This window comes from Streptomyces sp. NPDC055140 (assembly GCF_053607285.1).
Genome location: NZ_JBSGTG010000026.1, coordinates 22,219 through 36,751, shown reverse-complemented (window position 1 = coordinate 36,751; position 14,533 = coordinate 22,219). Strand labels below are relative to the sequence as shown.

11 protein-coding genes are annotated in these 14,533 nt (G+C 71.8%); 2 read left to right on the top strand and 9 right to left on the bottom strand.

Translation table 11 applies throughout. The features are described from left to right. Positions 1 to 31: 31 nt before the first annotated feature. From ACWFR4_RS36330 to ACWFR4_RS36320, 3 genes are all read right to left on the bottom strand, one after another. Positions 32 to 1,477 carry an aldehyde dehydrogenase family protein gene (locus ACWFR4_RS36330; RefSeq protein WP_100595112.1) on the bottom strand — a complete coding sequence of 482 codons (1,446 nt, stop codon included), beginning with the start codon at positions 1,475 to 1,477 and terminating at the stop codon, positions 32 to 34. 170 nt (positions 1,478 to 1,647) lie between these two features. Further along, a complete protein-coding gene (locus ACWFR4_RS36325) occupies positions 1,648 to 3,345 on the bottom strand; it encodes a PucR family transcriptional regulator (RefSeq protein WP_453469061.1) in 1,698 nt (565 codons plus the stop codon). 139 nt (positions 3,346 to 3,484) lie between these two features. Then, the gene (locus tag ACWFR4_RS36320; RefSeq protein WP_453656130.1) at positions 3,485 to 5,746 is read right to left on the bottom strand and encodes an ATP-binding protein; all 2,262 of its coding nucleotides are present in this window, start codon (positions 5,744 to 5,746) and stop codon (positions 3,485 to 3,487) included. Between the two features lie 229 nt (positions 5,747 to 5,975). On the opposite strand from ACWFR4_RS36320, the gene gabT reads away from it, so the two are divergent. Both gabT and ACWFR4_RS36310 read left to right on the top strand, forming a co-directional pair. Next, positions 5,976 to 7,310, top strand: a complete 1,335-nt coding sequence (gene gabT, locus ACWFR4_RS36315) for a 4-aminobutyrate--2-oxoglutarate transaminase (protein ID WP_116509281.1) — start codon at positions 5,976 to 5,978, stop codon at positions 7,308 to 7,310. Between the two features lie 271 nt (positions 7,311 to 7,581). After that, the gene (locus ACWFR4_RS36310; RefSeq protein ID WP_453461844.1) at positions 7,582 to 8,262 is read left to right on the top strand and encodes a phosphatase PAP2 family protein; all 681 of its coding nucleotides are present in this window, start codon (positions 7,582 to 7,584) and stop codon (positions 8,260 to 8,262) included. Positions 8,263 to 8,280: 18 nt separating this feature from the next. Here the strand turns inward: ACWFR4_RS36310 and ACWFR4_RS36305 are convergent, their stop codons facing one another. From ACWFR4_RS36305 to ACWFR4_RS36280, 6 genes are all read right to left on the bottom strand, one after another. Further along, on the bottom strand, positions 8,281 to 8,748 hold the full coding sequence (locus ACWFR4_RS36305; protein ID WP_453461841.1) for a hypothetical protein: 468 nt from the start codon (positions 8,746 to 8,748) through the stop codon (positions 8,281 to 8,283). 116 nt (positions 8,749 to 8,864) lie between these two features. Beyond that, complete coding sequence (locus tag ACWFR4_RS36300; protein ID WP_453656129.1) at positions 8,865 to 10,292, bottom strand: NAD(P)/FAD-dependent oxidoreductase; 1,428 nt, start codon at positions 10,290 to 10,292, stop codon at positions 8,865 to 8,867. A 13-nt stretch (positions 10,293 to 10,305) separates the two neighbouring features. Next, positions 10,306 to 11,103: an ABC transporter permease gene (locus tag ACWFR4_RS36295; RefSeq protein WP_453461836.1), complete on the bottom strand. Its 798-nt coding sequence runs from the start codon at positions 11,101 to 11,103 to the stop codon at positions 10,306 to 10,308. After that, on the bottom strand, positions 11,103 to 12,035 hold the full coding sequence (locus ACWFR4_RS36290) for an ABC transporter permease (protein ID WP_453656128.1): 933 nt from the start codon (positions 12,033 to 12,035) through the stop codon (positions 11,103 to 11,105). Before ACWFR4_RS36290 ends, ACWFR4_RS36295 begins: the two co-directional genes overlap by 1 nt. Next, positions 12,032 to 13,186, bottom strand: a complete 1,155-nt coding sequence (locus ACWFR4_RS36285) for an ABC transporter ATP-binding protein (protein ID WP_453461830.1) — start codon at positions 13,184 to 13,186, stop codon at positions 12,032 to 12,034. The genes ACWFR4_RS36290 and ACWFR4_RS36285 overlap by 4 nt, the downstream gene beginning before the upstream one ends. A gap of 48 nt (positions 13,187 to 13,234) precedes the next feature. Continuing rightward, positions 13,235 to 14,482 (bottom strand): polyamine ABC transporter substrate-binding protein, encoded by a 1,248-nt coding sequence (locus ACWFR4_RS36280; protein WP_453656127.1) that lies wholly within the window; start codon positions 14,480 to 14,482, stop codon positions 13,235 to 13,237. Between the last annotated feature and the right edge of the window lie 51 nt (positions 14,483 to 14,533).

The following is a 14,533-nucleotide window of genomic DNA, read 5'->3' as shown; positions in this document are numbered from 1 at the left end:
GATCAGGCGCACGCCGGGGTCTTGCGCGGTCCTACAGGGCGAGGCCCGTCAGGACGAGCACGCGCTCGTACGTGTAGTCGTCCATCGCGTAGCGCACGCCCTCACGGCCCACGCCGGACTGCTTGGCGCCGCCGTACGGCATCTGGTCCGCGCGGTAGGACGGGACGTCGCCGATGACCACACCGCCGACCTCGAGGGCACGGTGGGCGCGGAACGCGGTCTGCAGGTCGTGCGTGAACACGCCCGCCTGGAGGCCGTACTTGGAGTCGTTGACCGCGGCGAAGGCCTCGGCCTCGCCGTCGACCTTCTTGACCGTGAGGACCGGTCCGAAGACCTCCTCGCAGGAGATCGTCACGTCGGCCGGCACGTCGGCGAGGACGGTCGGGGCGTACGTGGCGCCCTCGCGCTTGCCGCCCGCGAGCAGCGAGGCGCCCGCGGCGACGGCCTCGTCGACCCAGGACTCCACACGCTTGGCGGCGTCCTCGCTGACCAGCGGGCCGACGTCGGTGGCGTCGTCCGCGGGGTCACCGGTGACCTGCGCCTCGACGGCCGCGACGATCTTCGGCAGGAGCCGCTCGTACAGGGAGGCGTCGGCGATGACGCGCTGCACGGAGATGCAGGACTGGCCGCCCTGGTAGTTGGAGAAGGTGGCGATGCGGGTCGCCGCCCAGTCCAGGTCCTCGTCGGAGGCCCAGTCGCCGAGGACGACGGCCGCGCCGTTGCCGCCGAGCTCCAGCGTGCAGTGCTTGCGCGGCACGCTGTCCATGATCGCGTAGCCGACCGGGCCCGAGCCGGTGAAGGAGATGACCGGCAGGCGCTCGTCCTGGACCAGGGCGGGCATGCGGTCGTTCGGGACCGTGAGGACGGACCAGGAGCCGGCCGGGAGATCCGTCTCGGCGAGCAGCTCACCGAGGATCAGCGAGGAGATCGGCGTGGCCGGGGCCGGCTTGAGGATGATCGGGGCGCCGACGGCGATGGCCGGGGCGACCTTGTGGGCGCTGAGGTTCAGCGGGAAGTTGAACGGCGCGATGCCGAGGACCACGCCGTGCGGAATGCGGCGGGTCAGGGCGAGCCGGCCGGTGCCGCCCGCGTCGGTGTCGAGGCGCTGGGCCTCGCCGCCGTTGAAGCGGCGGGCCTCCTCGGCGGAGAAGCGGAAGACGGAGACGGCACGGCCGACCTCGCCGCGCGCCCACTTGATGGGCTTGCCGTTCTCGGCGGAGATCAGCTGGGCGATCTCCTCGGTGCGCTCGGTCAGCCGGTCGGCCACGTGGTTGAGGGCCTTGGCCCGTACGTGGGCGGGGGTGGCGGCGAACTCGTCGCGGACGGCGTACGCGGCGGCGACGGCTTCCTCGACCTGCGCGTCCGTGGGCACGCTGACCTTGCCGACCAGCCGACCGTCGTAGGAGTTGGTGACGTCGAAGGTGGCGTCACCGGTGGCCTCGCGGCCCGCGAGCCAGAAGGCGTGAGTGGCGGTCATAGTCGGTCCCGGCCCTTCCGCAGTGGGTGTGTACTGGGGTCTTTCCGGACCAACGGTAGGCGGGCCCGGCCGGAGCCGTGTTTGTCCGACGTGTCGGAATCCGCGAGCGCGGCGCGCCTCTTTGGCAGAGGCGGGTGCAGGTTCTGTCCGGAAGGGCGGGCCGGGTGGGCCTATTCGCCGCCCGCGCTCGTCACCTTGAGAGCCAGCCACAGCTCCATGCGCACGTCCGGGTCGTCGAGCGAGCGGCCGAGGATCTCCTCGACGCGCCGCATCCGGTAGCGCAGGGTGTGGCGGTGCACGCCGAGGTCGGCGGCGGCCGCGTCCCACTGGCCGTGCCGTGACAGCCAGGCGCGCAGCGACGCCACGAGGTCGCCGCGGCCGGTCGCATCGTGGTCCTTCAGTGCCCGCAGGAGGCCGTCGGCGAAGGCGCGTACGGCGTCGTCGGCGAGCAGCGGCACGACGGAGCCCGCCGCGACCTCCTCGTGCTCGACGAGGGCGCGCCCGCGCCGCCGGGCGACCGACAGGGCCTGTTCGGCCTGCTTGTACGCGGTCGCAGCGGCGATCGGCCCGGCCGGTGCGGACAGGCCCACCACGAGTTCGTCCTCCTCGCCCGCGCCGCCCTGCTCGCGCTGGGTCAGGCGGGCGGTCTCCAGGGCCTCGGCGTACTGGGTGCAGGCGCCCGCGGACGCGCCGCCGTCGGCGGCGAGCAGGACGAGCCGGTCCCCGTCGGGCACCACGAGGACGGCCTCGCCGGAGCGGGCCGCGGCGGCCTCCACGACGTCGGCGAGCCCGGTGAGCGGGTCGCCGGAGGCTGCGACGGCCGCCGCCCCCGTGCCCGGCGCGGGCCGCTCCGGCTTGTCGAGGGCCACGCGCGCGTGGCCGTCGGCGTGCGCACGGCCCGCCGACGCGGACGCGACCTCGGCGACGATCATCCGGAAGGGCGCGTCGAGCAGCCCTCCGTACAGGTCCCCCGCGACGGTCCTGGCGTGTTCGGGCTCCCCGGCGAGCAGCATCCGCAGGACTGCGGCGCCGATGCGCTGCTCGGCGGAGTGCAGCGAGCGGGAGCGCTCGGTGGTGAGGGTGAGCAGGGCGATGGCGGAGTGCAGCGCGTAGCGCTCGGCGGTGCCGAGGGCCGCGGCGGTGCCCACGGCGAGCGCGGCGCGGGGCCTGCGTCCGGTGCCGAGCGAGTGCAGTTCTACGCGGTCCTCGTCGCCACCGCCGTGCTGTTCGCTGCCGCCGACCACGGCGCTGGCCGGGGCGGGCCGCTCGCGCAGCCGCTCGACGTCGGCGACGAGCCGGGCCGCCCGGCGCCCGGCCCACTCCGGCGCGGCGGCGACCACGGCGCCCGAGGCGTCGTACAGCGCGGCCCAGCCGTCGACCTGGCCGGCGAGCGCGCCGAGCAGCCCCTCGGGGCCGCCGCTCAGCGCCTGCTTGGTCAGCTCGCGCTGCGCGGCGAACCCCGCGGTGACGGCGCGGTACTGGTCGGCGGCGATGGCGGCGGAGACGGCCTTGCTGATGGCGATGAAGGGGGTGCGGCGCGGCACTTCGAGGAGCGGGAAGCCCTCTTCGCGCGCCGCGTCGACGAGAGCCTGCGGCACCGCGTCGTAGTTGACGCCGACGGCGAAGCCGAGCCCGACGACCCCGGCGCCCGCGAGCCGCTTCACGTAGCGGCGCATCGCCTCCGGGTCCTCCGCGTCCAGCTTGAGCGCGGTGAACAGGAGCAGCTCGCCGCCCTCCATGTACGGCACGGGGTCGGCGAGCTCACTGACGTGGGCCCAGCGCACGGCGGTGTCCAGCCGTTCCTCCCCGGCGCGCACGGTCAGCTTGAGCGCGGAGTGGTGGACGAGGGAGGCGAGCGTGGGCGGCATGAGGCCTTCAGGTGTGCGACAGGTGGTGCTCGGGTGGGGGTGGATCCTGTGGATCTTTTGGCCGGTACGTATGAACGACCAGTGTCGATTCTGCCTCACCGTACGTACGACTGCGGCCGTCCCCACCCAGCGGGCCGCCTCAGTCGCGCAGGTCCACCAGGAGCGGGGGCGCGTGCTCGCCGCGCACCGTCGTCAGGGACAGGACGGCGTGGCCGGGCGGCACGGCGTGCGCCAGTTCGGAGGCGGACCAGCGCTCGCGCTCGACCTGGCGGACGGTGACGGCCCGTGCGGTCGGCGCGTTGCCGGTGATGACGCGGCGCAGCATGTGGACGGTCTTGCCGAGGGGGGTCTCCGCGATGATCTGCCGGTCGGTGACGTCCCGCGTCTCGGTCCACTCCTTGCCCCACACCTCGGCGAAGTCCTGGCCGTCCCAGGGGGTGAGGCCGGACAGCGCCATGCGGCAGCCGACGGCGCCGAGGAGCGGTCCGCGCAGGGGCCGCGGCACGTCGTCGAGGGTGCGCAGGGTCAGGACGGCGCCCGCGTTCGCGGACCGCAGCCGCTGGACGCCGCGCACGGCCTGCGGGGTCACGGCGCCGGTCGCGTCGTCCAGGATCAGACAGGCGAAGAGCGAGCGGTCGTCGCGGACGGACGCGCTGGCGACGAACTGGGCGAGCACGAGGCGCGCGAGGATCCGCGACGCGTCGGCGTGCCCGCGTTCGGGCAGGTCGATGCGGACGCGTACGGGGTGGTCGAGGGCGCGCAGCGAGAACGGCCTGCCCCGGCCCGTCGTGTCGAAGAACGAGGCGAACGCGGGCCGGTCCAGGAGCGCCACCCGGTCGGCGAGCACCGCGCCCACGTCCCCCGGGTGTCCCAACTGCCGCTCGCGCGCGTCGAGTTCGCGGATCATCGCCTCGTGACCCGCGTCGGTGAGCGCCTGCCGCAGCGCGGCGAGCGGCTCCGGGGCGCCGTCGAGGAGGCGGCGCAGCTCGGGCACGGAGGGGAAACGGCCGTGGACGGCGTGGTACGGCCCGATGAGCTGGGCGATGACGGTGGTGGAGCGGCGGCTGTCGCCGCCGGGGTGCGGGTCGGCGAGGTCCCCGACGAGGGCCTCGGCGAGCACCGCCGCGGCCTCGTCGGGGTCGCTCGTGCCGCCGTACAGGTCCAGGTCGTGAACGGACTCGGGGTGGCCGATGCGGATGACGACGTCGTAGCCGTCGGAGGCGCCTAGGCCCGAGCCCGCCGCGCCGACGACCACGACGGCGGCGCGGCCGGCCAGCGCGCCCAGGCACAGGGACTCGGCGAGCGGCCACACGACGCTGCCGGTCTTGCCTGTCCCCGCGGGGCCGACGGCGAGCAGCGAGGTGCCGAGCAGATCGGGCCCGAAGGCGAGACCCGTGCCGCGGTAGGCGTAGGGGTTGCGTGGGTCGTCGGCGGTCGTGCCGATCCTGACCTGGGCCGTGGCGAGGTCGTGGCGGGCGGCGCGGGCGGGCAGGTCGCGCGCGCCGGAGGGATGCAGGCAGGCGGCGGCGCCGTCCTTCACGACGGCAGCCGTGAACGAGGCGAGGGGGTGGCTGCCGCGGCGGACGCCCTGCCAGGCGCGGGCGATCCGGGCCTGGTCCACGTCGCGCATCAGCCCGGCGCGGGCGTCGGCGGCGAGCCGGTCGGCGGCGTCGGCGGCGCCCGCGGCCCGGAGCTGGGGCCAGCGTGCCGGGTCCTCCTCGGGCGCGGGGGCGGGCTGGTCCGACTCATCGCGGCGCAGGCTCGGGGGGACGAAACGGTGCAGGGTCGGCGGCACGAAGCGGCGCAGGTACGGGGCGACGAAGCGGCGCCAGACCTCGCCCCAGCGGCCGAGTCGACCCACGCCGACCATGATCGCCAGGACGACGAGAAGGAGGTAGCCGTTGTAGAGCAGGCCCTTGCCGATCCGGTTGTCGCTGCCGAGCCAGGCGTCGGGGGCGAGCAGTTGCAGCGGCAGGAACCACCAGCCGCCGAGGTAGCCGTTCCAGAGCAGCGACCAGACGAGCCACCCCACGAGGAACGCGATCACCGCTCCGCTGAGGAGCTGCCGGGCCGGGATCACCTCGGGTTCCTGCGCGGGCCTCGGCCGGTGCGCGAACCGCCAGATGCCCGGTTCGGCGGCGGGCCGCGGGGCCCGCAGCCACCCGAGGAAGGTGGCCCCGACGGCCCCGTCGGACGCTCCGGCGGCGCCGGGGGCGTGCGTGGGGCGGGGTGGCGGGGCGCTGGGACGTGCGGACGAACCCATGCCCGCTCCCCCGCCGGTTCCCCCATTGGCCGACACCGCCGGAGGCGTCGGCGGCCCCGCGGGGCGCGGCACCGGTGTGGCGTGTGTGCCACGAGCGTCGTGCGTGCCGCCAGCGCCCTGCGTGCCGTCGGTGTCCATTGCCCTTGCCCCCTGACCTGCCGGTCTGTGTGTCCGCGGGTCAATCTAGTGCCCCTGCATGGGGAGTTCACCGGTTACGCGCCCGGACCTGGGGCGATCCCCGCTGCGGCGCCCTATGTCCACGACGGACAACGCAATCCGCGAACCGCGCCCGGATGGAGCATGCCCCACCCCGCCCCTCGCCCCTAACCTGCGAAGAAAGCACCCGAAACACCCCCAGGAGCCCCGCATGAGCGCAGTCCCGCAGGAGCGCCGCGTCGTCACCGCCATCCCCGGTCCGAAGTCGCAGGAGCTGCAGGCCCGACGTACCGCCGTGGTCGCGGCCGGCGTGGGCTCCACGCTGCCGGTCTTCACCGCCCGCGCCGGCGGCGGCATCATCGAGGACGTCGACGGCAACCGCCTGATCGACTTCGGTTCCGGCATCGCCGTGACCTCGGTCGGCGCCTCCGCCGAGGCCGTCGTGCGCCGCGCCTCCGCCCAGCTGCAGGACTTCACCCACACCTGTTTCATGGTCACGCCGTACGAGGGCTACGTGGCCGTCGCCGAGGCGCTGGCCGAGCTCACGCCGGGTGACCACGCCAAGAAGTCCGCGCTGTTCAACTCGGGCGCCGAGGCCGTCGAGAACGCCGTCAAGATCGCCCGTGCGTACACCAAGCGCCAGGCCGTCGTCGTCTTCGACCACGGCTACCACGGCCGTACGAACCTGACGATGGCGCTGACCAGCAAGAACATGCCGTACAAGAACGGCTTCGGCCCGTTCGCGCCCGAGGTCTACCGCGTGCCGGTGGCCTACGGCTACCGCTGGCTGACCGGCGCGGAGAACGCGGGCGCCGAGGCCTCCGCCCAGGCGATCGACCAGATCACCAAGCAGATCGGCGCCGACAACGTCGCCGCGATCATCATCGAGCCGGTCCTCGGCGAGGGCGGCTTCATCGAGCCGGCGAAGGGCTTCCTGCCCGCGATCCGCCAGTTCGCCGCGGACAACGGCATCGTCTTCGTCGCGGACGAGATCCAGTCCGGCTTCTGCCGCACCGGCCAGTGGTTCGCGTGTGAGGACGAGGGCATCGTCCCCGACCTGATCACGACCGCCAAGGGCATCGCGGGCGGTCTGCCGCTCGCCGCCGTGACGGGCCGCGCCGAGATCATGGACGCCGCGCACGCGGGCGGCCTCGGCGGCACCTACGGCGGCAACCCGGTGGCCTGCGCCGGTGCGCTCGGCGCCATCGAGACCATGAAGGAGCTCGACCTCAACGCCAAGGCGAAGAACATCGAGGCCATCATGAAGGCCCGCCTCGCCACCATGGCCGAGAAGTTCGACATCATCGGCGACATCCGTGGCCGTGGCGCGATGATCGCCATCGAGCTCGTCAAGGACAAGGGCACCAAGGAGCCGCACCCGGCGGCCGCCGCCGCGCTCGCCAAGGCCTGCCACGCCGAGGGTCTGCTGGTCCTCACCTGTGGCACCTACGGCAACGTGCTGCGCTTCCTTCCCCCGCTCGTCATCGGTGACGACCTGCTCAACGAGGGCCTGGACATCATCGAGACCGCGTTCGCGGGCGTCTGAGCCGCTCCGGCGACTTCAGGCAACGGTCAGGGCGTGTGAAGAACGTGTGCGGGGCCGATGACGGGTTGCCGTTCCGGCTGTCGGACGCCCACGCCCTGCCGTACGGTTTCTGCAGATGAGAGAAACACCCCGCCCACAGGGGACTGTGGGCGAAACCGGGACGGAGCCTCCCCAGCCCCGCCCTGGTCGTGCCCTCGCGCACACACCCGGAGCTTCCGGCTCCGGAACTCCTCACCGATCGGATGGCCGCCCGCCCCAAACCCCCCGGGGCGTGCGGCAAACCGGTCAGATCGGCCGCCTCGGAACTACCCCCCCTGTTCCGGGGCGGCCGACCATTTTCCGCTGGGCCGCCGTTCTGAGCGCCCTGCTCTTCCTCTTCCTCACCTGGCAGATCGCCGTCGGCGGTGCGCTGCGCCGCGCGGACGAACGCCTCGGCGACGCGATCGGATCCAGCCGCCTGCCGAAGCGGGCCGCCGAACTCCTCGCCGACCTCGGCAACATCACCGTCGCGCTCCCGGTCCTCGCCGCCGTCCTCGGCTACGCCGCCTGGCGCGCCCGCCGCGACGGCGTGCCCCGCTGGTGGACGCGCCTCGTCACCGCCGCGCTCACGATGGCCGCCGTCCCGCTCCTGGTCGTCCCGATCAAGGAGACCGTCGCCCGGACGGGCCCGGCCGTGATGGGCCCCGGCACCGGCTTCTACCCGTCGGGACACGCGACGACGGCTGCGGTCGCGTACGGCGCCTGCCTGCTCCTCCTGCTGCCGTACGTGCGCGGCGCCTACGTACGCCGCGAACTCGTCATCGGCTACACCGTCCTGAACGCGGCCGTCGGCTTCGGTCTGGTGCGGCGCGGCTACCACTGGCCGCTGGACGTCATCGGCGGCTGGTGCCTCTCAGTGGTCCTGCTGTACGTGATGTGCGCGGTGTGGGCGGGCCGGGCGCCGCGCGGCTGACCCGGCCGGCCCATCGGGCTACTCGTGCGTGTCGTCCCGCGCGAGCTGCGCCGCCGCCTCGTGCATCGTCAGTTCCAGGACGGTCGGGTCGGTGAGGGTGCCCGAGCCGTCGGGCGGGATCAGCCAGCGGACCCCGCCGGCGGCGCGGCCCGGAAGGGGATGCGGCACGACGATCCAAGTGCCGCGGCCGGCGCCCCGCACCCCCGTGCCGATCCAGCGGGTGGCCGTGCCGGTGGGTACGAAGAAGCCCATGCGGGCGTCACCGAAGTCGGCGAGCACGGGGCCCGGCCGGTCTATGACGCGGGTGAGCACGTCGAGCGTCGGATACCCCAGCTCGCCGGGGAGGATCAGTACGTCCCAGAGCCTGCCCGCGGGAAGGAGCGCGACCCCGAGGGGGTTGCGCTCCCATTCCCAGCGGCAGGCGTCCGGATCAGGCGCCACGGACGCCAGCCACTCGACCGCCGACTTCGCCCCCGAGCCAGTCATGGCGGGACCTCCTCTTCCTGGTACGCAGCTGCCGAAAGCTGTGCGTGTCACCAGGGAGAGGAGGCCGGGGCGCGAGCATTACGCGGGTTCTGCCCACGAGTTGTCGCGGACTCGGGTCAGCTGTCGAAGCCGAGGCCCGCCTTGTCCATCGCCTTCAGCCACAGGTTGCGCCGGCCGCCGTTGTCGTCGGCGCGCGCCAGGGACCACTTGGTGAGCGCGATCCCGGTGTAGGCGAACGGCTCGGGCGGGAAGGGCAGCGGCTTCGTGCGGACCATCTCCAGTTCCGTACGCTCCGTGCGCTCGCCGGAGAGCAGGTCGAGCATCACGTCCGCGCCGAAGCGGGTCGCGCCCACGCCGAGGCCGGTGTACCCGGCGGCGTACGCGACCCGGCCCTTGTGGGCCGTGCCGAAGAACGCCGAGAAGCGGGAGCACGTGTCGATGGCGCCGCCCCACGCGTGGCTGAAGCGCACCCCCTCCAGCTGCGGGAAGCAGGTGAAGAACTGGCCGGCGAGCTTCGCGTACGTCTCGGGCCTGTGGTCGTATTCGGCGCGCACCCGGCCGCCGTAGGGATAGATCGCGTCGTAGCCGCCCCACAGGATCCGGTTGTCCGCGGACAGCCGGAAGTAGTGGAACTGGTTGGCCGAGTCGCCGAGGCCCTGGCGGTTCTTCCAGCCGATGGAGGCCAGCTGGTCGTCGGTCAGGGGCTCGGTCATCAGCGCGTAGTCGTAGACCGGGACGGTGTACGAGCGCACGCGCTTGACCAGGGACGGGAAGACGTTCGTGCCGAGCGCGACGTGCTGGGCGAAGACGCGCCCGTAGGGAGTGCGGACCGCGGTCCCGGCGCCGGACGAGGAGAGTTCGAGCGCCGGGGTGTGCTCGTGGATGCGCACGCCGAGGTCGAGGCAGGCCTGCTTGAGGCCCCAGGCGAGCTTGGCGGGGTGCAGCATCGCGACGCCGCGCCGGTCGTACAGGGCACCGAGGAAGGTCGGCGAGTCGACCTGTTCGCGGGTCGCGTCGGCGTCGAGCAGCTCGGTGCCGCCGGCGAGCCCGGCCTCGGTCAGTTCCTGGTGGAACTCATGGAGTTCGGTGACCTGGTGCGGCTCGGTGGCCACGTCCAGTTCGCCGGTGCGCTCGAAGTCGCAGTCGATGGAGTAGCGGGCGACCGCGTCCTCGATCGCGTCGAGGTTGCGGTCGCCGAGCTCCTCCAGCTTCCCGATCTCGCCGGGCCAGCGGGCCAGCCCGTTCGCGACGCCGTGCGTGAGGGAGGCGGCGCAGAAGCCTCCGTTGCGGCCGGACGCCGCCCAGCCCACCTCCTGCCCTTCGAGCAGGACCACATCGCGCCCGGGGTCGCGCTCCTTGGCGAGGAGCGCGGTCCACAGTCCGCTGTAGCCGCCGCCGACGACCAGCAGGTCGCAGCGTTCGTCGCCGGTGAGCGCCGGCCGGGCCTCGGGCCTGCCGGGGTCGTCCAGCCAGTAGGACAGCGGCTTGGCGTCCGCCAGTGACTTGATCCAGTCGGTACCACGGTTCATGGCACGTGCGGCCATGATTTCAACTCCCTCAAACTGCCTTGTTCTTACGCCTGCCGACCAGCATCGCGGCAAGGACGAGCAGCACGGCGACGATGAACATCGCCGTACCGATGACATTGATCTGAACGGGCGTACCGCGCTGCGCCGATCCCCAGACGAACATGGGGAAGGTCACGGTCGAGCCCGCGTTGAAGTTGGTGATGATGAAGTCGTCGAAGGAGAGCGCGAAGGCGAGCAGCGCGCCCGCGGCGATGCCCGGCGCGGCGATCGGCAGGGTGACCCGTACGAAGGTCTGGACGGGACCGGCGTAGAGGTCCTGGGCGGCCTGTTCGAGGCGCGGGTCCATCGACATGACGCGCGCCTTGACGGCCGTCACGACGAAGCTGAGGCAGAACATGATGTGGGCGATGAGGATCGTCCAGAAGCCGAGCTGCGCGCCCATGTTGAGGAAGAGCGTGAGCAGCGAGGCGGCCATGACGACCTCGGGCATCGCCATCGGCAGGAAGATCAGCGAGTTCACGGCGCCGCGTGCGCGGAAGCGGTAGCGGACCAGGGCGAAGGCGATCATCGTGCCGAGGACGGTGGCGCCGATGGTCGCCCACAGGGCGATCTGGAGGCTCAGCGACAGTGAGCCGCACATGTCGGCGACGCCGCAGGGGTTCGTCCACGCGTCGAGCGAGAACTCCTGCCACTCGTAGTTGAAGCGCCCCTTCGGCTTGTTGAAGGAGAACACCGTCACGATGACGTTGGGCAGGAGCAGATAGCCGAGGGTGACCAGACCCGCGATGACGACGAGATTGCGGCGCAGCCAGCGTACGAAGGGCATCAGACCAAGTCCTCCGTTCCGGACCGGCGGATATAGACGGTGACCATGATCAGGATCGCGGCCATCAGGATGAAGGAGAGTGCCGCCGCCGTCGGGTAGTCCAGGATGCGCAGGAACTGCGTCTGGATGACGTTGCCGACCATGCGGGTGTCGGTGGAGCCGAGCAGGTCCGCGTTGACGTAGTCACCGGCGGCGGGGATGAAGGTGAGCAGCGTGCCGGAGACGACGCCCGGCATGGAGAGCGGGAACGTCACCTTGCGGAAGATGGTGGCGGGCGTGGCGTACAGGTCGCCCGCGGCCTCGTGCAGCCGGCCGTCGATGCGCTCCAGCGAGGTGTAGAGCGGCAGGATCATGAACGGCAGGAAGTTGTACGTGAGTCCGCAGATCACGGCGAGCGGGGTCGCGAGGACACGGTCGCCGTCCGTCATGCCGATCCAGCTCGTGACGTCCAGGATGTGCAGGGCGTTCAGCGTGCTGACGACCGGGCCGCTGTCGGACAGGATCGTCTTCCAGGCCAGCGTGCGGATCAGGAAGCTGGTGAAGAACGGCGCGATGACGAGGATGAGGACGAGGTTGCGCCAGCGTCCCGCGCGAAAGGCGATGAGGTAGGCCAGCGGGTAGCCGAGCGCCAGGCACAGGACCGTGGCGGCGCCCGCGTACAGCACCGAGCGCAGGAACTGCGGCCAGTAGTCGCCGAGCGCGTCCCAGTAGGTCGCGAAGTGCCAGGTGACCTTGAAGCCGTCCTCCAGGGAGCCCGTCTGGATCGACGTCGACGCCTGGTAGACCATCGGCAGGGCGAAGAAGACGACCAGCCACAGGAGGCCGGGCAGCAGCAGCCAGTACGGGACGAGGCGGCCGCGCTTGCGTGGCCGGACGGCGGTGGCGGCGGTCTTGCCTACCGGCTCCGCGGGGGTCTTGGTGACGGTCGTCATGCGGCGGCGTCCTCCTCGACCTTCGCGGCGCCGGCCTCGATGTCCTGGGCGGCGTCGAGGCCGAAGGTGTGGGCCGGGTTCCAGTGCAGGACGACCTCGGCCCCGGGCGCGAGGCGGCTGTCGCGCTCGATGTTCTGCGCGTAGACCTCGAAGGCGTCGCAGAGCGGGCTGTCGATGACGTACTGCGTGGAGACGCCGATGAAGCTGCTGTCGGCGACGCGGCCGGTGATGCGGTTGCGGCCGTCGGGTATGGAGCCCGCGTCGTCGGCGTGGGTGAGGGAGATCTTCTCGGGGCGCACGCCGACGAGGACCTTCCCGCCGGTGGTGGCGGCGGCCGTACAGCGGGCGGCGGGCAGTACGAGCTTGCCGTCGCCGGCCTTCAGGGTGAGGTCCTCGCCGCTGCGGCCGGCCACCTCGGCCTCGATGAAGTTCGACGTGCCGAGGAAGTTGGCGACGAACGTGGAACCCGGGTTCTCGTACAGGTCGGCCGGGGCGCCCAGCTGTTCGACGCGGCCCGCGTTCATCACGGCGACGGTGTCGGCCATGGTCATGGCCTCCTCCTGGTCGTGCGTGACATGGACGAACGTGATGCCCACCTCGGTCTGGATGCGCTTGAGTTCGAGCTGCATCTGGCGGCGCAGCTTGAGGTCGAGGGCGCCCAGCGGCTCGTCGAGGAGCAGCACCTTGGGGTGGTTGATCAGGGCGCGCGCCACGGCGACGCGCTGCTGCTGGCCGCCGGAGAGCTGGTGCGGCTTCTTGCGGGCCTGCTCGCCGAGCTGGACCAGGTCGAGCATCTCCCCGACCTGCTTCTTCACGGACTTGATGCCGCGGCGGCGCAGACCGAAGGCGACGTTCTCGAAGATGTCGAGGTGCGGGAAGAGCGCGTACGACTGGAAGACAGTGTTCACCGGGCGCTTGTAGGGGGGCAGCGCGGTGACGTCCTGGTCGCCGAGCATGACCGTGCCGGAGCTGGGCTCCTCGAGCCCCGCGATCATCCGCAGGGTCGTGGTCTTGCCGCAGCCCGAGGCACCGAGGAGGGCGAAGAAGGAGCCCTGCGGCACGGTCAGGTCCAGCGGCTTGACGGCGGTGAAGGAGCCGTAGGTCTTGCTGATCCCGGCAAGGCGGACGTCGCCGCCGTTTTCTGTCGTCATGGTGCAGTCCAGGGAGTCGTGGGGTCAGGGGGCTCGGTGCTGCGGTTCTCACGCGCCGGTGAGCTGGGCGAACTTCTCCTCGAACGCCTTGTCTTCCTTGGACGTGAGCGAGCGGAAGCCGTGCGCCTTGGCACTCATGGTCTTGTCGGGAACGATCAGCGGGTCGTTCGCGATCTTCTTGTCGATCCTGGCGAGTTCGGGCTTCACGCCGTCGACGGGGGTGACGTAGTTGATCCAGGCGGCCAGCTCGGCGGCGACCGGAGGCTCGTAGTAGTAGTCGATGAGCCTTTCGGCGTTCGTCTTGTGACGGGCCTTGTTGGGGATCAGCATGTTGTCCGTCCCGTACATGAAACCGCTGTCGGGGATGTGGAACTTGATGTCGGGGTTGTCCACCTGGAGCTGCACGATGTCGCCCGACCAGGCGAGACAGGCCGCGAGGTCGCCCTTGCTCAGGTCGGAGATGTAGTCGTTGCCGGTGAAGCGGCGGATCTGCTTGCTGTCGACGGCCTTCTGCATCCGGGCTATCGCCGCGTCGAAGTCGTCGGACGTGAAGGTGCCCGGGTCCTTGCCCATGTCGAGCAGCATCATCCCGACGGTGTCACGCATCTCGGAGAGCAGGCCGACCCTGCCCTTCAGCTTGGGGTCGTCGAGCAGCTGCGAGACCGAGGTGACCTCTCTGCCGTTCGTGGCCTTGGTGTTGTACGCGATCACCACGGCGATGCCCTGCCACGGGTACGAGTAGGCGCGGCCCGGGTCCCAGTCGGGGCTGCGGAACTGCGGTGACAGGTTCGCGTACGCGTGGGGCAGGTTGGCGGGGTCGAGCTTCTGGACCCAGCCGAAGCGGATCAGCCGCGCGGCCAGCCAGTCGGTCAGGACGATGATGTCCCGGCCGGTGTCCTGGCCCGCCGCGAGCTGCGGCTTGATCTTGCCGAAGAACTCGACGTTGTCGTTGATGTCCTCGGTGTACTTGACCTGGATCCCGGTGCGCTTGGTGAACGCGTCCAGGGAGGGCCGGTGCTTCTCGTCGTCGCTGAGGTCGATGTACTCGGTCCAGTTGGAGAAGTTGACCACCTTCTCGTCGGCCGAGTGGTCCTCGGACGAGACGCCGCCCTGGCTCTTGCTCGCCGCGGGGATGCCGCAGGCGCTCAGCGACCCGATCCCGCCGACGGCGAGCGCGCCGCCCGCGGAGGCGCGCAGCAGGGAACGGCGGGTCATGGCCGCCCTGCCGTTGCGGAAACTGCGCCGCATGGCGGCGAGTTGTACAGGGGACAGGCTGTCGGGCTCGTACTGCTCCATGCGCTTGGATGCCCTTTCGGGAGGGTCCCTTGCGGGAGGGTGTGCGGCCGC

Excerpts from the sequence above, each read along its gene's own strand:
- ACWFR4_RS36320 (WP_453656130.1), bottom strand. The coding sequence starts at position 5,746 with ATGGACACCGACGGCACGCAGGGCGCTGGCGGCACGCACGACGCTCGT.
- ACWFR4_RS36305 (WP_453461841.1), bottom strand. The coding sequence starts at position 8,748 with ATGACTGGCTCGGGGGCGAAGTCGGCGGTCGAGTGGCTGGCGTCCGTG.
- ACWFR4_RS36300 (WP_453656129.1), bottom strand. The coding sequence starts at position 10,292 with ATGGCCGCACGTGCCATGAACCGTGGTACCGACTGGATCAAGTCACTG.
- ACWFR4_RS36280 (WP_453656127.1), bottom strand. The coding sequence starts at position 14,482 with ATGGAGCAGTACGAGCCCGACAGCCTGTCCCCTGTACAACTCGCCGCC.
- ACWFR4_RS36295 (WP_453461836.1), bottom strand. The coding sequence starts at position 11,103 with ATGCCCTTCGTACGCTGGCTGCGCCGCAATCTCGTCGTCATCGCGGGT.
- ACWFR4_RS36290 (WP_453656128.1), bottom strand. The coding sequence starts at position 12,035 with ATGACGACCGTCACCAAGACCCCCGCGGAGCCGGTAGGCAAGACCGCC.
- ACWFR4_RS36285 (WP_453461830.1), bottom strand. The coding sequence starts at position 13,186 with ATGACGACAGAAAACGGCGGCGACGTCCGCCTTGCCGGGATCAGCAAG.
- ACWFR4_RS36330 (WP_100595112.1), bottom strand. The coding sequence starts at position 1,477 with ATGACCGCCACTCACGCCTTCTGGCTCGCGGGCCGCGAGGCCACCGGT.
- ACWFR4_RS36325 (WP_453469061.1), bottom strand. The coding sequence starts at position 3,345 with ATGCCGCCCACGCTCGCCTCCCTCGTCCACCACTCCGCGCTCAAGCTG.
- gabT (WP_116509281.1), top strand. The coding sequence starts at position 5,976 with ATGAGCGCAGTCCCGCAGGAGCGCCGCGTCGTCACCGCCATCCCCGGT.